Here is a 16,534-nt window from a genome sequence, read left to right on the forward strand (position 1 = left end):
TTACAGCAGTCAGATGCGAACTGTTCGTCCCACCACCCCTTCAAGTCTAACCATACAAGCGAGCTTGCTCGCGAAGGGGGCCTCATGGGCGATAGAGGTGAGCATGCCCGGCGCGATACAGCGATGACTCGCTGAATACCTCACTGCCTAACACTCGCCCGACCAGAATCAGCGCCGTGCGTCGAAAACCCTTGGCCTCGACTTTCCCGGCGATATCCGCCAGCGTCCCCACCACCCAATCCTGATCCGGCCACGTCGCCCGGTGAATCACCGCAATCGGGCAGTCCGCGCCGTAATGCGGCAGCAGCTCGGCGAGGATTTTCTCCAGATGCTTGACCCCCAGATGAATCGCCATGGTCGCCCCATGCTGCGCGAGGCTGCCGAGTGCTTCGCCCGGCGGCATGGTGGTCTTGTCGGCATAACGGGTCAGAATCACGCTTTGCGAAACGTCCGGCAGGGTCAGTTCGGCACCGAGCAAGGCTGCACACGCCGCTGTCGCCGTGACACCCGGGACGATCTCAAAGGCGATATTCAACTCACGCAAATAGCGAATCTGCTCGCCGATCGCGCCATAAAGGCTCGGATCACCGGAGTGCACCCGTGCCACATCCTGACCTTTGGCGTCGGCGGCCTTGATCAGGTCGATGATTTGTTCCAGGTGCAGTTCAGCGCTGTTGACGACCGTTTCGGCGCGATGGCCTTCAAGCACCGCCGCCGGCACCAGCGAACCTGCATAAATGATCACCGGGCAGTCGCGGATCAGCCGTTGGCCTTTGACGGTGATCAGTTCCGGGTCGCCGGGGCCGGCGCCGATGAAGTAGACGGTCATGATTGATCCTGTGAAAAACGCAGTGATGAGCACGCAGATGAACAATGCTCATGATCGAAAGCGGGGATTATCGAGGTTTTAGGCAGCGCCGGCCAACGCCAGGGTGGCCTGAGCGTATTTTTGCCGGGCAATCAGCAGTTTCGCCGGGCCCTGAATCAGCCGTTCGGCAAGCGCCAGTGCGGCGCTTTCCGCGACCCCGTAACAGCCGGTTCGCTCGTAGGCAATCTGAGAGTGATGGCTGAGGCGCGGCTGGTAAGCGGCCAGTTCGGCGCTGCTGAAATATTGCAGGGGCAATTCCAGTTGCCTGGCAAGTTCCAGCAGACCCGGTTCGTCGCGCTTCAAATCGATACTGGCCAGCGCCTTGACCGCTCGCAGTTCGATGCGATGCGCCTGTAACGCTTGATCAAGTAGCGCGCGCAGCGTGGCGGCCGTGCAGCCACGCTGGCAGCCCAGGCCGACCACCAGGGTCGGCGCCGTGCTGGCGTCATTCATGCCGGATTTTTGCGGCGGAACAACCAGGCGCTGATCAGGCCCAGGGCCAGCCAGAACGCGACGTTGGTCAACTGCGAGGCAATCTTGAACTGAGTTTCCAATGCTTGTGGGGCAAGCATCGAATGCACCTGCGGTTGCGGCGCGCCGATCACGTGGGGCACCAGCAGGATGGCGACGCCGAAGATCTTCATCAGCCAGTTGTGGCTGAACGCAAGCAAGGCCAGGCCGACAGCGGTGGAGGCGGCCGTACCGATCCACCAGAGCTGCCGTGAAGCCAGGTCCGCCGCGGCAGTGCCCGGCAGTTCTGGCGGCAGGCCCAGGGTCGGTGCCAGCACGAACGTCGCGTAACCGGCCAGGCCCCAGAGCAGGCCCTGCGAGGTTTTCGTCGGCGCACGCAGCGTGTACAGGCCGGCAAGCATCAGGGCGAAACCGACGGCGACGACCAGATTGCCGCCCGTGGTCGACACCACACGTTGCCAGCCGTTTTCCGGCTCCCAGGCTTCGCTGTCATGGCTATGAGCAGCAGCCCCGGCGGCGTGTTCGTGAGCTTCGGCCACCGGCTCGGCTTGCTCGTAGGTTTCCGCCTGCAAAATCAGCGGCGACACCCAGAAGCTTTGCAGCAGGGTGAGCAGCAGGGCGGCCAGCAGGCCGCTGAAGCCTGCGGTTTGGGCAATGCGCTTGATCATCTCGGCAGGTCTCAGTGGCACGGGAACGCGGCGCTGTGGCGGGTATCGTGGGCGGCGTTGTGCACCGCTTCGATGTGCGAGAACCCGGCGAAATAGACGAGGCCGGCGCCGAGGATCGACGCCAGGAGCGCGGCGATCAGGCGTTGCGACAGGGTGCTGGTGCTGGAGATGGTGTCCGTGGTGTTGCCGGTGCTGCTGATAATCGACATGGCGCTTCCCTCTGAAGTGTCAGCGGGTGAACAGAGCGCATGCAGACTCCCCGCGAGTCAGGCCCGCAGAGGCTCGAACAGCGCCCGCCCACCGCGGGTTTGTCTGGTGCAGTGACGCCGAGGCGCACTGTGTGTTGCGGGCCGGTCTCCGGGCTCACGAGGGGTTGGCATTGAAGCCGACCTGCAAGCATCACCTTCCCATGCCGGGGCACAGTGGATCTGACGCTTCGCTCGCTTACCGTTGCGGGGGCAGCACCGGACTGACATGGCTTGAAAGTAAAGCACATGATTCACCGGTTTCCCGTTTCACCCTGTGAAGGGCACCCGTAACAAGTTGTGTAGGAGAGCATGGGCGGGGATCGCCGTCAATCGACGACTAGCGCAGGGCGAGCAGCACGTACACCGCCAAAGCAATCAGAAACGCATAGTAAGACTTCAGTCGCGTCAGGCTCAGCAGCCAGGCCAGCGCCACCGGCACAATCCACGGCATGGCCGCCGCCTGTTGTGTCGCCAGCGGATACAGCGCCCCGGCCAGCAGGCTGACCAGCATCGCCACCGAGGTGTATTTGCCAAGCCGGTCGATGAAGGTGCGGGCACCGCCGGACAGCCGTTCGACATTGACCGCCAGCGGCAACAAGCGGCACACCGCCGACACCAGCGCGCAGATCGCAACGTACAGCCAGAAGGTACTAGGGTCGGTCATAGGCGTAACTCGTCAGGACCGTGACCGCCAACACCAACAGCAGGCTGATTTCGCCCAGCCAGAGCAAACTCGCGGCAGCGGCCAGACCGGCAATCCATTGTCCATGGAAGCTGTGACGGTCGCGCGCCATTTTGCCCAGCGATGCGCTGAGAAAGATCGCAATCACTACGCTGGCATGGTCCATCAAGGCGTCGTCGGCCAGGCGGGCGAAGCAGTAACCGACCACGGTGCCGAGCAGGGCGGCGGCGTACAACAACAAGCACACGGTGTTGGCGTACGGGCGGCTGATCGGCTGCTGTTCCTTGCGGATCGACATCAGCGTGAAGGCCGCGTTAGCCATCACCGCCAAGGCCGGGACGAACGTTTTGATCGGGCCGTCGAGGCTCGATTTCAGGCTCAGCGTGAACACGAGAAAGCGCAAGTTAATGCTCAGTGCCGACACCAGCACGCCGAAAGCATTGAGCAGATGCGCCGGGGTTTCCAGCAGGGTCAGTTGCAACGGCGAGGCCATCACCGTGCCGCTGAACACCACCATGGCCGGCAAGTCCAGGCCATGGCGGCGCCCGAGCATGCCGATCAGGCTGAAGGTCAGCAGCAGCGAAAAGACGAACGGCAGCGCATCGCGAATGCCGGTCGCAATCTCGTTGTGCGCTGCCGGTTTTGCCAGCGCGGACTCAGCCGGCATGGGTGCTGCGGCGCGCGTCGGCGAGCAGCTTCTCCACGCCGTTTTTATAGGCCAGGGCTTTCTCCAGGTAATACTCGGTGGAAAAGCGCGGAATGAACTCTTCCACCACCGCCACACCGCGATAGCCATTGGCTGCAAAGCGATTGAGCACATCGCTCAGGCGCAGGTTGCCTTCGCCGATCGGCAGGTGCTGGTGGTGGGTGTCGTTGAGGTCGGCGATGTGCAAATGGCGGGTCACCGGCGCGAGAGCGGCGATGGCGGCGAACAGCTCGTCGCCATACGGCAGCAGTGAACACAGGTGCGTCACATCGATGGTCACGAAGCAGCCGGTTTGCTGGTGGAAACGCAGGTGTTCCTCGACCGTGAAAACCGGGAATTTCGGCCGCTGACCGCCCATGTTTTCCAGGCACAGGTCAATGCCCGTCGTATTGCAACGCGCCTTGACTTGATTGATCGCGGCGATCAGGTTGGCGAGCAGTTCGCGGTTGTCCAGTTGATCCTTGTAGCCGGGGTGGAAGGTGACGCTGGTGGCGCCGGCCTGACGGGAAAAGTCCACGGCGGCGCTCAGGCAGTCCACGGCCTGCGCACGTTCGGCCAGATCCGCGGAACACAGGTTGTACTCGCGGCCCCACCAGCCGGCATGCACCGTCAGCGTGATGCCGTTCTGCTCGGTGAAGCTGCGGATTTGTCGGGCGAGGTTCGCACGTTGTTCGGTGCTGAGCGACCAGAACACCTTTTCGGCGTCTTCGCCGATTTCGAATTCCACGGCCTTGAAGTAGCGGGCCAGATCGGTGATCGAACCGAAAATGTCCGCCGGATTGTCGTAGACGTTGGTGGAAAAAGAGATCAGCGGGAAATCAGCGCTGATCGGCCCATCGATGCGGTACAGCGTCTCTTGTGTGGTCATTGCGCCTGTCCTTGCGTAGTGAAAGGTGGGTGGGAAATCGCGGCGTTGAACAGCACCGGGTCGTCCGCCTCGCGACAGGCCAGCAACACGTAGCCGTGACGGTCGGCGGAGCGGCGGATCGGGCGGCCGAACTTGTCGTGGTTGAGGCTCGCGCGCAGGGCGAAGGGTTGCTCCAGCAGACGTGCCTGTAGCGGTTGCGGGTCAGTGGCGGGGTCCGCTTCGATGTAGCGGATCGCCATTTTCACGTAGGGCTTTTCCGGCGCCGGCAGCGCGATGCCGGTCATGGCGGCGAGGGTGCTGGCGGCCAGGTGCACGCCGGTGGTTTTCCAGACCATTTCCCAGATCTGGTCGCCGCCGAAGCGGGTCTGGGTTTCGATGAACTGCAGGCGTGAACCGTCGAGCTTGACCTCGGTATGCGCCGGTCCCCAGCGATTGCCCATGCGTTCGAGCAGCCACAGCACGGCTTCTTCGATTTGTACACGCGTGGCGTTGTCGAGCCCGGCCGGAAAGTCATGCCCGGTTTCGACGTAACCCGGCGCGCCGCTGGTGTGCTTGCGCGTGATACCAAGGATTTGATGGCGGCCGTCCAGGCTCAGCGACTCGACGCTGTATTCATCGCCACCGGCGAACGCCTCGATCAGATTGTCGCCTTGAAGCTGTAGGTGCTCGGCGTCCTCCGGTTGGTTGATGGCATAAACGCCCTGGCTGCCCGAGCCGTTGACGGGTTTGACGATGGCCGGACCATGACGCAGAACGAAGGCGCGAACCTCCTCGACACGGGTCACCGCCGCCGCCGGCAGCTCGTAGCGGCTGCCCTGAAGCAACTGGCGAAAGCGCAGCTTGTCGCGGCTGACTTCGACGCTGCGCAGGCTGTTGTGCGTAATGCCCAGCCGTTCGCCGAGCTGTGAGGCGGGCAACAGGCCCAGCTCCGAGAACGACACCACGGCAGCGAATGGCCGCTGCCGGTGCAAGCGCTCAAGCGTTTCGCTATAGGCCGAGAGATCGGCGATGTCTGGTGTCAGCACCAGCGTTGCATGCTCGCGCTGGTACTCAGAGACCTCGCCGGGTGGTTGAACGAGGGTAAAACGCAGTTGCCGCGCAGTGTCCCAATCCAGCCCCGAATCGCGCCCGCCGATGAGCAAGACGTGCTTGCCACTCGCCGCCGTCGAGGTTTCGCCGTAGACATCGAGGTCAGCGACGGCCAGCAAGGATTCACGCAGGCTCGCGGTGTCGGGCTGCTTGAACTCGATGTACAGATAGTTCTGAAAACCGTGGCTGACCGGGCCGATGCTGTCGCCCGGATCGACGTAGGCGTACCAGCGCTGGAAGCCCGGCAGGGGGGTGATGCGGTCGGCGTTGTGCAGGCCGTCATAGAAGCGGTCTGCACGGGCGAAGGGGGTGGCGATGCCGAACGGCGCGGGCGTCTGGCGGGGCTGGGGCAGCGTTTGCGCGCTGAGTGCCCGGTGATAACAGACGTCCAGCGACAACCCCCACGCCTGGCGAATGACATGGATCCGGCTGCCGCCCGGGCGCGCGCCAACCTCAAGAACTCGCGGCCCGTTGGCGGTGAGAATGAATTCGACATGGGCAAACGTACCCGCCAGTTCCAGCGCTTTCACCGCGTCATGGGCCAGGCGCTGGCAGCGCGCTTGCAACGCGGTATCGGTGGCCAGCGTCGACGGGGTGTATCGGGCGAAGTGGTGAAAGTCAGCGCGACCGATATCGACACCGGCGATCACGTCGACAATCGGAAAACTGTGGATCGTGCCGTCTGCCGCGATAGCGCAATCAATGGAATGGTTGGAGCCCTGAAGGAACTCCTCCAGCAGCAACTGATCGGTTTCACGCTGTTTGCCCGCGACGTAACGTTGCAGCGCGGGCCATTCATGGCGGGCGTAGTCCAGAAGTTCCTGTGGATTGTGGAGGCAGCGCACAAACAGGCTGCTGTAGAGGTTCGCCGGTTTCAGAATGAACGGGTAGGGCAGTTCCGTCGGGCGCGCGAGCAACTCGTCGATGCGGACCTCGCGCGACAGCACGTGCAGATCGGGATTGCCCGACTGCTGGAAGCGTTGGCGTTGCAGCACCTTGTCCAAGGTGTTTTCCACGTTCCGGTGCAAATGCGCCAGGGCCGGCAGCGCCGCGCACAGTCGGGCGGTGATGGCGACATAGCCTTCGCGAAAATTCAGCACGCTGGTGAACCGGTGCTCGTCGAGCAGGCGCTGCGTCAGGTCAATCAGTTCCGCGCTCAGCCCTTTGGAAAAATCGTACAGGGCCACGGGCGAAATCCGGCTCGCGTCGGCGATCTTGCTGGTCTTGCGGCTGTCGGCGATCAACAGCGGCGTAATGCCTTCGGCGAGCAGGCCTTCGTATTCGCCGTCGCGGATGTTGCCGATGATCAGGCAGGCTGGCGCGCTCATTGGCAAGTCTCCTGGTCGAAGCTGTAGTGGATCCGGTTCAGGCGTTGACAGATGTGGTTCAGGCGGACGCGGTCCACGCCGTTCGCGCCACCGCTGAGGACGTTGCGGATGATGTGCGCCAAGGCATCCAGGTCCTCGCCGGTGATACCGAGTCGGGTAATTTCCTGCAGGCCGAAGCGCAGGCAGTCGCGGCCGTTGACCTGTTTGTTGTTGACCCGAATGCCCAGTTCGTTGAGCCGTTGCGCCGCTTGCCGGGCCTGTTCACCTTCGAGCAACAGCAGGTGCGTGTCGGTGGGGTGCAGCGTCCAGCCGGGAATGCCGACCAGTGCGTCGTGCAACTGGCGGGTGTTGGCGCACATGCGCTGGGCGTAGGCCTGGCCGTACTGGCGGGTTTCCACAAGGGTGACGAATAATTGCAGCAGGCCGGGCAGGTTGGGCGAGGACACCAGCCCGCCGCTGAGGGTCTGCTCGATCCGCCGGGCGAGGTCGGCACGCCGCGACACGATCAGCGCCCGGTGCGGACCGGCGAGGGATTTGTGCGTGTTGCCCTGAAGAATGTCGGCCCCGTCGTCCAGTGGATTGGGGAAGGCCTGACCGGCGATCAGCCCCAGAGTGTGCGAGGCGTCGTAGATAATCAGCGTGCGTTGCAGGCCGCAGCGATCGAGCAAGGCGCGCAACGGCTGAAGGGCGATCGCCCGGGTGGTCAGGCCGTGGTCGAGCAGCACAGCAACAGGGGGCGCCGCGAGGGTTTGAAGCTGTTGCTGGAAATCCTCGAGATCGATTTGCCCGCCAGCGGTCAGTCTGCAAAACACGCTGTGCCTGCCGATTTTTTGCACCAGTGGGCCAGTAGCAAAATGTCCGCCGCTGGCGGGTGCCAGCGACACAATGGCGTCGCCCGGTTCGCTCAGGGCGGCCAGCACGCTCAGTGTGCAGTGCACGCCGGACAACACGCGATACTCGACGAAAGGGGCGTTGAACATCGCCTGCACGGCCTGGGTCGCCAATGCCTTCAATGTTTCGACTTCGGGAAAATGCTCGATCTGCATGCCGTTGAATTCAGCGGCGTAGCGTTGGCCTTCGATGGCTTGAGCGTTGAACAAGTAACGCTCGTAATGCCGGTTCTGGCCGAGTGTGCGCGCAGTATTGGACAAGATATTTTCATTGGCCGTCAGCGACAAGGTACAAGTTCGTCGCGCTCCGGCCTGTTGGAACTGTTCAATAATAAAATCATGTGCGCCGGGGGTGCCGACTGAAAGTGCATGGCTTGAATGATTCATTAATAGTCCGCCAGGTCGAAGTCGATAATCAACATGTCGCGGCTGCCGCGATCCGAATGCATGCCTGATGTTTGCAGCGGTGAAACTTCGTGCAGAAGTATTCGGTCATTCAAAACAACGGTTTCCATGTAGTCCGTCAAAGTTGCACTGAATACACAGTCGCCTTCTTCCGCAAATATCCGGCTTTCTCCCCCCGTGACTTGCTGGCGTTGGATCAGGTGTTGAAAGACAAAATCGTGCCCGTCGCGATGCCGGCCTTCGGGGGTGGCGTGGCCGGCATTGCGTTCATCGCAGAGGATGCGGAATTGATGGCAGGTCACCAGCCAGTCACGCGGGCCGACGGTCAACTCCATCAGTGCCAGGTCGGCGGCGAGCAAAGTTCGCAGGACCGCGGAGTCGATGAATGCCGCTTCGCTGCGCGTATAAGTGCGCTGTACCCCGCCCAGCAGCGGGTTGTGGGCCTGGGCCTGAAAAAAATGGCAGTCGGGCAGCGGCGTCCATTGGTGTGCCCGATGACGATATTCGAACTTGCAGATGCGCCGCTCGCGGACACCGTTTTGCGCGTGCAAATATCCGTCGCGAGGCAAACGCTCCCAGGTCGCATTGAATGCCCGGCAATCTCCGCGCCCCAGCCTCGCAACCTGCGCCGCCGGATACTGGTCACTGTGCACGTAGTGGTGATGACTCAGTCGTCCGGCAAGTTCCTTCAATACAGCATCGCCTGAATGCCGTAATGCATGGCCGGCACTCATGCTGTTGCTACACAAGTTTGAGGGGTCGGAATAAACAGAATGGAATACTGATAATAATCAGGCATGCAAGAATTCCTTTCTTGTGGGGGCGCAGTCCATATGAGGCCCATGGTTCATATCCTGTTTTGATTTATCAACGGTGTTTTTGTAAAGAAATGTAATTGAGTTGTTCAGGCGGTCTATTTCAAGTGTGTCCGCCGAGTTGCACTTAGTTGGTGGCCGATTGATATGTCAGAGATGACTTACAGATTTTGTGTTAGTTGAGATCTGTTCTCGATTCATATATGAAAGTTTAATGTCCATATAGCGATAATATTGCAAAGATTGACCCGCCTGCCGCGCATGCGTAGCCTTGCGCTTTCGAGGTTCTTCGGCGCGTGCCGAAGCTAAGAAGGGAACGCGGTCAAAGCCGCGGCTGCCCCCGCAACTGTGAACGGTGCTGTTCGCTGCCACGCCACTGCCGGCCCCTTGCAAGGAGCCAGCGGGAAGGCGCAGCGAATACCAGGCCCAAGGCCTGAACACCGTCAGCCAGGAGACCTGCCTCGTCACAGATTTCTGACTTTCAACCGGGCGGGGTGATCCGGTGGCGAATTCTCCAGGCGCGCGCGTGCGTTGCCGGTTCTCGTCCCGTATGCCCGCCGCTTGCCAAAGGGCATATCGATGAAAACACTGGCCAAACTCCCCGTCACCATCGTCACCGGCTTCCTCGGTTCGGGCAAAACCACCTTGCTGCGGCACATGCTCGACAATGCTCAGGGCCGTCGTATCGCGGTGATCGTCAATGAGTTCGGCGAGTTGGGCATCGACGGTGAAATCCTCAAGCAATGCACCATCGGCTGCACCGAAGAAGAAGCCAGCGGCCGCGTCTACGAACTGGCCAACGGCTGCTTGTGCTGCACCGTTCAGGAAGAATTCTTCCCGGTGATGCGCGAACTGGTGGCGCGTCGTGGCGACCTCGATCACATCCTCATCGAAACCTCCGGCCTGGCCCTGCCAAAACCCTTGGTGCAAGCGTTCCAATGGCCGGAAATCCGCAGTGCCTGCACCGTTGACGCGGTGATTACCGTGGTCGACAGCCCGGCCGTGGCCGCCGGCACCTTCGCCGCGTTCCCGGATCAGGTCGACGCCCAGCGCAAACTCGACCCGAACCTGGACCACGAATCGCCGCTGCACGAATTGTTCGCCGATCAACTGGCCAGCGCCGATCTCGTCATCCTCAACAAAGCCGACCAGACCAGCCCTGAAGACCTTGCGCGTGTACGCCTGGAAGTCGCCGAAGAACTGCCGCCTGCGGTAAAAATCGTCGAAGCGAGCAACGGACGCCTGCCACTGGACGTGCTGATCGGCCTCGGCGCCGGCTCCGAAGAACACATCGACAGCCGCCACAGCCATCACGATCACCACCACGACGGCGATGACGATCACGACGACCACGATCACGACGCCTTCGACTCGATCTCCATCGAACTGCCGCAAGCTGACGAAAGCTTGCTGCTCGACGCGCTGACCCAATTGGTCGTGCAGCACGGCATCCTGCGCGTCAAGGGCTTTGCGGCGATCCCGAACAAGCCGATGCGCCTGTTGATTCAAGGCGTCGGGACGCGTTTCGACAAGCACTTCGATCGCCAGTGGGGCGCCGAGGAAGCCCGGGTGACGCGTCTGGTGTTGATCGGTCAGCAACTCGACGCCGTGCAACTCGAAGCGCAACTGCGCGCCGCGCTCAGCGTTTAATCCATGCACCTGCTCAGGACCCAGCCCGGCGGTTTCGTTTCGGATGACAACATCGCCGACCTTGGACAAACCCCCGCCGACCTGGTGATCCTGTGCAGCGGCGATTCGAGCCTGGCACTGCTCGCCGAAGCGGCCCGGCAACTGCCCGATGACTACCCGAGCCTGCGCCTGGCCAACCCGATGCAGGTGCAGAACCATGCGTCGGTCGACCTGTACGTCGACGAGGTGCTGCGCCACGCCAAGGTGATTGTGATTTCGCTGCACGGCGGCATCGCCTATTGGCGCTATGGTGTCGAGCGTCTGGTTGAACTGTCCGAGCGCGGCGTGCAGGTGATTCTGGTGCCGGGCGACGACCGGCCCGACCCTGAGCTCAGCGACCTGAGTACCGTCGACGCAGTGGATCGTGATCGCCTCTGGCAGTTCTTGCGTCAGGGCGGCATGGGCAATGCGCTGGATTTCTTCCGTTGTCTGGCCAGCCGTTGGCTCGCCCGCGATTACCCTTGGGCCGAACCGCAAGCGTTGCCGCGCACGGCGATTTACCACCCCGACAAAACGTCCGCCGCGCTGAGCGACTGGCAAGCCAAATGGCTACCTGGAAAACCGGTCGCGGCGGTGCTGTTCTACCGCTCGCACCTGCAAGCGGCCAATACCGCATTTATCGATGTTTTCTGCCAGCGCTTGCAAGCCGCGGGGCTCAATCCGCTGCCGATCGCCGTCGCCAGTCTGAAAGAGCCGGGCTGCCTGGCAGTGGTCGAAGACTGGCTGGACGACGTCGAGGCGCGGCTGATCCTCAACACCACCGGTTTCGCCCAGTCCAGCCCGGAGGCGCCGCACCTGCGGCCGTTTCGCCGCAACATCCCGGTGATTCAGGCGATTTGCGCGCAGGACAACGAGCCGGGCTGGCGCGACAGCGAGCAGGGCCTGGGGCCGCGCGATCTGGCCATGCACATTGCCTTGCCGGAACTGGACGGGCGCATCATCAGCCGGCCGATCAGTTTCAAGGACCTGGCCTGGCGCAGCGAGCGTAGCCAGTCGGATGTGGTCTGCTATCGCGCGCAGCCGGAGCGCATGGATTTTGTCGCCGAACTGGCGCGGCGCTGGATCGATCTGGCACAAGCGCCGAACGGCGAAAAACGCGTCGCGCTGATCCTCGCCAATTACCCGACTCGCGACGGCCGCATCGGCAACGGCGTCGGCCTCGATACGCCGGCGGCGGCGCTGAATATCCTGCGTGCGTTGCGGGACGAGGGCTACCCGATCACCGCTGAATTGCCCGATAGCGGCACCGCGTTGATTCAGCAGTTGCTCGGTGGTGTCAGCAACGATCTCGACAGCCTCGACCTGCGTCCGTGCCAGCAAAGTCTGGCGATGGACGATTACCTGACGATGTTCAACGCACTACCGCCGGCCAATCGCGCTGCGGTGGTCGTGCGCTGGGGCGCGCCACAAGACGATCCGATGTGTCGTGACGGACGCATGATGATTGCCGGTTTGCGCTTGGGCCTGACCTTTGTCGGCATTCAACCGGCGCGCGGTTATCAGGTCGATCCGAGCGCCGTGTATCACGACCCGGATCTGGTGCCGCCCCACGGTTATCTGGCGTTCTATTTCTGGTTGCGCAGCGCCTATGACGCGCACGCGCTGATCCATGTCGGCAAGCATGGCAACCTCGAATGGCTGCCGGGCAAAGGCGTCGGCCTCTCGGAACAGTGCTGGCCGGATGCGCTGCTCGGACCTTTGCCCAACATCTATCCGTTTATCGTCAATGACCCGGGCGAGGGCGCCCAGGCCAAGCGGCGTACGCAGGCGGTGATCATCGACCACCTGATGCCGCCGCTGACCCGCGCCGAAACCTATGGGCCGTTGCGCAATCTGGAATTGCTCGCCGACGAATATTACGAAGCGCAGTTGCTTGACCCGCGCCGCGCCCGTGAGCTGCAACGCGACATTCTGCAACTGGTGCGTGACACGCAAATCGACCGTGAGCTGCAACTGGATGCAGGACTGGACAGCGACGCTGACGCGGCGATCTGGTTGCCCCGTCTTGACACCTATTTGTGCGACTTGAAGGAATCGCAGATTCGCGATGGTCTGCATATTTTCGGCGAGTCGCCGCGCGGACGGTTGCGCATCGACACCTTGCTCGCGCTGTTGCGCATACCGCGTGGCGATGGCAAGGGCGCGCAGTCGAGTTTGTTGCGCGCGCTGGCCAAGGCGTTTGCACTGGGTTTTGATCCGCTCGATTGCGCATTGGCCGATCCGTGGACCGGTCCGCGCCCCATTGAGTTGCAAACCCTCAGCGATGAAATCTGGCGTAGCGCCGGCGACACTCGCGAACGGCTTGAATTGTTCGCCACCCAGCTTATCGCCCAGACACTGCACGACCCCTGTGGGAGCGGGCTTGCTCGCGAAAGCGGTGTATCAGTTGACTCAATATTGGCTGACACTCCGCTATCGCGAGCAGGCTCACTCCTACAGGGACCGGGTTGGGCTGAGGTTAATGCAATCCTCGACCACCTGCGTGACATCGTCGCCCCACGCCTGGATGCCTGCGGCCCCGCCGAAATGCGCGGTCTGCTCGACGCCCTGAGCGGTCGTTTCGTCCCGGCCGGCCCCAGCGGCGCGCCCAGTCGCGGTCGTCTCGACGTGCTGCCCACCGGGCGCAATTTTTATTCGGTCGACGTGCGCAACCTGCCGACCACCACCGCGTGGCGCATCGGTTTTCAGTCCGCCACGCTGATTCTTGAGCGGCATTTGCAGGACCACGGCGACCACTTGCGCCAGCTCGGGCTGTCAGTCTGGGGCACCGCCACCATGCGTACCGGCGGCGATGACATCGCCCAGGCCATGGCGTTGATGGGCGTGCGTCCGGTCTGGGCCACGGGCAGTCAGCGCGTGGATGATTTCGAGATTCTGCCGCTGAGCCTGCTCGATCGCCCACGGGTCGATGTCACGCTGCGCGTCTCCGGGTTTTTCCGCGATGCGTTTGCTAATTTGATCCGCCTGTTCGACGCCGCTGTGCAAGCGGTTGCCGCACTCGATGAGCCGGACGACTTGAACCCGCTGGCCGCCAGGGTGCGCGCCGAACGTGAAGCCTTATTGCAATCGGGCGTCGACGAGGACACCGCACGGCGTCAGGCCGGCTGGCGAATTTTCGGCGCCAAACCCGGTGCCTACGGCGCGGGCGTGCAGGGCGCCATCGACGGCCGTTTGTGGCAGACCCGCGAGGACCTTGCCGAGGTCTATCTGAACTGGGGCGCTTACGCCTACGGCGGCTCCGACGAAGGCACTGCCGCCCGCGAGCAGTTCGGCCAGCGCCTGAGCCAGGTACAAGCGGTGCTGCAAAATCAGGACAATCGCGAGCACGACTTGCTCGATTCCAACGACTATTACCAGTTTCAGGGCGGCATGCTCGCGGCGGTAGAAACCCTGCGCGGCGAGGCGGCGAGCAGTTATCACGGCGATCACAGCCAGCCGGATCTGCCGAAAATCCGCACCTTGAAGGAGGAGCTGAACCGGGTGATTCGCTCGCGGGCGGCGAACCCGAAATGGATCGACGGGGTCAAGCGTCACGGCTATAAAGGCGCGTTCGAACTGGCCGCGACTGTCGACAACCTGTTTGCATTTGATGCGACCACGCAACTGATCGACGATCATCAGTACGCGTTGCTGGCGGATGCGTATTTGCTGGACCCGGCCACCCGGGATTTTGTTCGTGAACACAATCCGCATGCGCTGCGGGATATGACTGAGCGCATGCTCGAAGCGCAGCAACGCGGGATGTGGCAGGCGCCGGGGGCTTACAAAGAAGCGCTGGAAAACCTCCTGCTGGATATAGAAGAAGACACCTGACCCACTGCAATCCCCTGTAGGAGTGAGCCTGCTCGCGATAGCGTCACATCAGCTTACAACGAGTTAACTGACACACCGCCATCGCGAGCAGGCTCGCTCCTACAGTTGAAGCAATTCACCGACCATGACCGAGTAATGACAATGACCGACATCCCGCATTTCCCCCTGTCCGCCGTGGTCGGTGCCGATGAGCTGAAACTCGCCCTGTGTCTGACTGCCATCGATCCAAAAATCGGCGGTGTGTTGATCGAGGGACCGCGCGGCATGGCCAAGTCGACGCTGGCCCGGGGTCTGGCCGATCTGCTGGCCAGCGGGCAGTTCGTCACCTTGCCGCTGGGCGCAACCGAAGAGCGCCTGGTCGGCACCCTCGACCTCGACGCCGCTTTGAGCGAGGGCCGAGCGCAGTTTTCCCCCGGCGTGCTGGCCAAGGCTGACGGCGGCGTGTTGTACGTTGATGAGGTCAACCTGCTGCCCGATCACTTGGTCGACCTGCTGCTCGACGTCGCCGCCAGCGGCACCAACCTGATCGAGCGTGACGGCATCTCCCATCGGCATTCGGCGAAGTTCATGCTGATCGGCACGATGAACCCGGAAGAGGGCGAACTACGCCCACAACTGCTGGACCGTTTCGGCTTGAACGTTGCGCTCAGTGGCCACACGGCGCCCACCGAGCGTGGCCAGATCATCCGCCGCCGGCTGGATTTCGATCACGATCCGCAAGCGTTCTGCGCGCAGTGGGAAAGCGAACAACAAGCCTTGCGCGCGCGCTGCGAAACCGCCCGCAAGCGGTTGACAGACATACCTCTGGACGATGCGGCATTGGCGCTGATTACCGAGCGCTGTTTCGCCGCTGGCGTCGATGGCTTGCGCGCCGATCTGGTGTGGTTGCGCGCTGCGCGCGCGCACGCAGCATGGCGTGGGGCTGACGTCATAGGCGCGGACGATATCGACGCCGTCGCCGAGTTCGCCCTGCGCCATCGGCGTCGCGAGCACGCGGCGTCGAGTCCTCAGCCACCGGCACCGTCACCGGCCGAAACGCCCGCCGCGCCGAGCGAAGGGCAGGGGCTATGGGGCGACATGCCGGCGCCCGCACTGGCCACCGGAGCGCGCCGCGAAGTGCCGAGCTGGCCACCGGCAAAAAAGCCCTAGGCATTCGCCCCCGATCCGACGTGGGGGCGGATGCCAGACCCCGCGCCGGTCGGCTGAGCAACGGCCGCCAGGGTAAACGTCATGCTGCTGTGAGCGGCCGGGTCAACTGGCCGGGCACACTGCTCAACGGGCGACCGCAGACGCGCGACGATCTGCTGCTGCACATGCGGACCCGTTCGGCGCAGGAGCTGTGGCTGGTGATTGTCGACGCCTCGGCTTCGACCCGTCGCCATCAGGCCTTGAACGACGCCAAAGGCTTGCTCGCGCAATTGTTCGACGATGCCTATCGGCAGCGGGCGCGGCTGGCCTTGTTGACCGCCAGTGGTGCGACACCGAAATGGCAAGTGCAAGGCCTGAAAGCCTCCAGTGGCTTGCGCGTCTGGCTCGACGGCCTGGGCGCCGGCGGCGGCACGCCGTTGCTCGCGGCGTTGGGGCAGGCGCAGCAATGGCTGGCGATGCGGCGCAAGCGCTTTCCCGCCGAACTGCAGCGTTGCCTGATCGTGACCGATGGCCGCTTGAAAGCGCTGTCGGGATTGCCTGTACTGGCGTGCCCGGGATTGCTGATCGACATCGAACGTGGGCCGATTCGCCTGGGCCGGGCGCAGGATCTGGCAACCGCGCTGCAAGCGCAATATCAGCATATCGATGAGCTGGATTTACCCTGATAACCCCCGCGCCGCTTAAACCCCGTGGGAGCGAGCCTGCTCACTGAACATTCTCGACTTCCACTGCTTATACAGATTTTGAAATGATTTGCCGCTGGGGAAAATGTGCCTTGAGCTTGTACGCTCCAAGGCCATTTTTCATTCAGGATTTGCATGAACACCCTCTCGGAGCCTCCCAGT

The 16,534-nt window shown here is 62.7% G+C and carries 14 protein-coding genes and 2 riboswitches; of the genes, 4 read left to right on the forward strand and 10 right to left on the reverse strand.

Features of this window, described 5'->3' with window-relative positions; genetic code table 11:
• Positions 1 to 82: 82 nt before the first annotated feature.
• The 10 genes from cobM to HU765_RS23225 all read right to left on the reverse strand — a co-directional run bounded on the left by cobM (position 83) and on the right by HU765_RS23225 (position 8,957).
• The gene (gene cobM / locus HU765_RS23180) at positions 83 to 829 is read right to left on the reverse strand and encodes a precorrin-4 C(11)-methyltransferase (protein ID WP_186623242.1); all 747 of its coding nucleotides are present in this window, start codon (positions 827 to 829) and stop codon (positions 83 to 85) included.
• A 78-nt stretch (positions 830 to 907) separates the two neighbouring features.
• Positions 908 to 1,321, reverse strand: coding sequence for a cobalamin biosynthesis protein (locus HU765_RS23185; RefSeq protein WP_186546433.1), 414 nt, complete (start codon positions 1,319 to 1,321; stop codon positions 908 to 910).
• The gene (locus HU765_RS23190; RefSeq protein WP_186623278.1) at positions 1,318 to 2,007 is read right to left on the reverse strand and encodes a CbtA family protein; all 690 of its coding nucleotides are present in this window, start codon (positions 2,005 to 2,007) and stop codon (positions 1,318 to 1,320) included. The genes HU765_RS23185 and HU765_RS23190 overlap by 4 nt, the downstream gene beginning before the upstream one ends.
• A gap of 11 nt (positions 2,008 to 2,018) precedes the next feature.
• A complete protein-coding gene (locus HU765_RS23195; protein ID WP_186546432.1) occupies positions 2,019 to 2,216 on the reverse strand; it encodes a CbtB-domain containing protein in 198 nt (65 codons plus the stop codon).
• Positions 2,217 to 2,337: 121 nt separating this feature from the next.
• Positions 2,338 to 2,559: riboswitch (cobalamin riboswitch) on the reverse strand.
• Positions 2,560 to 2,592: 33 nt separating this feature from the next.
• Positions 2,593 to 2,919: a hypothetical protein gene (locus tag HU765_RS23200; RefSeq protein ID WP_186546431.1), complete on the reverse strand. Its 327-nt coding sequence runs from the start codon at positions 2,917 to 2,919 to the stop codon at positions 2,593 to 2,595.
• Positions 2,906 to 3,604, reverse strand: a complete 699-nt coding sequence (locus HU765_RS23205; protein WP_186623244.1) for an AzlC family ABC transporter permease — start codon at positions 3,602 to 3,604, stop codon at positions 2,906 to 2,908. The genes HU765_RS23200 and HU765_RS23205 overlap by 14 nt, the downstream gene beginning before the upstream one ends.
• Positions 3,594 to 4,511 carry a sugar phosphate isomerase/epimerase family protein gene (locus HU765_RS23210; RefSeq protein WP_186623249.1) on the reverse strand — a complete coding sequence of 306 codons (918 nt, stop codon included), beginning with the start codon at positions 4,509 to 4,511 and terminating at the stop codon, positions 3,594 to 3,596. The genes HU765_RS23205 and HU765_RS23210 overlap by 11 nt, the downstream gene beginning before the upstream one ends.
• On the reverse strand, positions 4,508 to 6,928 hold the full coding sequence (locus HU765_RS23215) for an ATP-grasp domain-containing protein (protein ID WP_186623250.1): 2,421 nt from the start codon (positions 6,926 to 6,928) through the stop codon (positions 4,508 to 4,510). Before HU765_RS23215 ends, HU765_RS23210 begins: the two co-directional genes overlap by 4 nt.
• On the reverse strand, positions 6,925 to 8,205 hold the full coding sequence (locus HU765_RS23220; RefSeq protein ID WP_186623251.1) for a hypothetical protein: 1,281 nt from the start codon (positions 8,203 to 8,205) through the stop codon (positions 6,925 to 6,927). Before HU765_RS23220 ends, HU765_RS23215 begins: the two co-directional genes overlap by 4 nt.
• The gene (locus HU765_RS23225; protein ID WP_186623253.1) at positions 8,205 to 8,957 is read right to left on the reverse strand and encodes a 2OG-Fe dioxygenase family protein; all 753 of its coding nucleotides are present in this window, start codon (positions 8,955 to 8,957) and stop codon (positions 8,205 to 8,207) included. The genes HU765_RS23220 and HU765_RS23225 overlap by 1 nt, the downstream gene beginning before the upstream one ends.
• Before the next feature lie 346 nt (positions 8,958 to 9,303).
• Positions 9,304 to 9,517, forward strand: a riboswitch (cobalamin riboswitch).
• A 100-nt stretch (positions 9,518 to 9,617) separates the two neighbouring features.
• On the opposite strand from HU765_RS23225, the gene cobW reads away from it, so the two are divergent.
• The 4 genes from cobW to HU765_RS23245 all read left to right on the forward strand — a co-directional run bounded on the left by cobW (position 9,618) and on the right by HU765_RS23245 (position 16,354).
• The gene (gene cobW, locus HU765_RS23230) at positions 9,618 to 10,688 is read left to right on the forward strand and encodes a cobalamin biosynthesis protein CobW (RefSeq protein ID WP_238344758.1); all 1,071 of its coding nucleotides are present in this window, start codon (positions 9,618 to 9,620) and stop codon (positions 10,686 to 10,688) included.
• Positions 10,689 to 10,691: 3 nt separating this feature from the next.
• The gene (cobN, locus tag HU765_RS23235; protein WP_186623256.1) at positions 10,692 to 14,540 is read left to right on the forward strand and encodes a cobaltochelatase subunit CobN; all 3,849 of its coding nucleotides are present in this window, start codon (positions 10,692 to 10,694) and stop codon (positions 14,538 to 14,540) included.
• A gap of 141 nt (positions 14,541 to 14,681) precedes the next feature.
• Complete coding sequence (locus HU765_RS23240; protein ID WP_186623286.1) at positions 14,682 to 15,689, forward strand: AAA family ATPase; 1,008 nt, start codon at positions 14,682 to 14,684, stop codon at positions 15,687 to 15,689.
• A complete protein-coding gene (locus HU765_RS23245) occupies positions 15,608 to 16,354 on the forward strand; it encodes a VWA domain-containing protein (RefSeq protein WP_186623258.1) in 747 nt (248 codons plus the stop codon). The genes HU765_RS23240 and HU765_RS23245 overlap by 82 nt, the downstream gene beginning before the upstream one ends.
• Positions 16,355 to 16,534: the final 180 nt, after the last annotated feature.

Source organism: Pseudomonas sp. SWRI81 (assembly GCF_014268545.1).
Lineage (GTDB): Bacteria > Pseudomonadota > Gammaproteobacteria > Pseudomonadales > Pseudomonadaceae > Aquipseudomonas > Aquipseudomonas hamedanensis.

Excerpts from the sequence above, each read along its gene's own strand:
- HU765_RS23200 (WP_186546431.1), bottom strand. The coding sequence starts at position 2,919 with ATGACCGACCCTAGTACCTTCTGGCTGTACGTTGCGATCTGCGCGCTG.
- HU765_RS23190 (WP_186623278.1), bottom strand. The coding sequence starts at position 2,007 with ATGATCAAGCGCATTGCCCAAACCGCAGGCTTCAGCGGCCTGCTGGCC.
- cobN (WP_186623256.1), top strand. The coding sequence starts at position 10,692 with ATGCACCTGCTCAGGACCCAGCCCGGCGGTTTCGTTTCGGATGACAAC.
- HU765_RS23220 (WP_186623251.1), bottom strand. The coding sequence starts at position 8,205 with ATGAATCATTCAAGCCATGCACTTTCAGTCGGCACCCCCGGCGCACAT.
- HU765_RS23240 (WP_186623286.1), top strand. The coding sequence starts at position 14,682 with ATGACCGACATCCCGCATTTCCCCCTGTCCGCCGTGGTCGGTGCCGAT.
- HU765_RS23245 (WP_186623258.1), top strand. The coding sequence starts at position 15,608 with ATGGGGCGACATGCCGGCGCCCGCACTGGCCACCGGAGCGCGCCGCGA.
- HU765_RS23225 (WP_186623253.1), bottom strand. The coding sequence starts at position 8,957 with ATGAGTGCCGGCCATGCATTACGGCATTCAGGCGATGCTGTATTGAAG.
- cobM (WP_186623242.1), bottom strand. The coding sequence starts at position 829 with ATGACCGTCTACTTCATCGGCGCCGGCCCCGGCGACCCGGAACTGATC.
- HU765_RS23210 (WP_186623249.1), bottom strand. The coding sequence starts at position 4,511 with ATGACCACACAAGAGACGCTGTACCGCATCGATGGGCCGATCAGCGCT.
- HU765_RS23215 (WP_186623250.1), bottom strand. The coding sequence starts at position 6,928 with ATGAGCGCGCCAGCCTGCCTGATCATCGGCAACATCCGCGACGGCGAA.
- cobW (WP_238344758.1), top strand. The coding sequence starts at position 9,618 with ATGAAAACACTGGCCAAACTCCCCGTCACCATCGTCACCGGCTTCCTC.
- HU765_RS23185 (WP_186546433.1), bottom strand. The coding sequence starts at position 1,321 with ATGAATGACGCCAGCACGGCGCCGACCCTGGTGGTCGGCCTGGGCTGC.
- HU765_RS23195 (WP_186546432.1), bottom strand. The coding sequence starts at position 2,216 with ATGTCGATTATCAGCAGCACCGGCAACACCACGGACACCATCTCCAGC.
- HU765_RS23205 (WP_186623244.1), bottom strand. The coding sequence starts at position 3,604 with ATGCCGGCTGAGTCCGCGCTGGCAAAACCGGCAGCGCACAACGAGATT.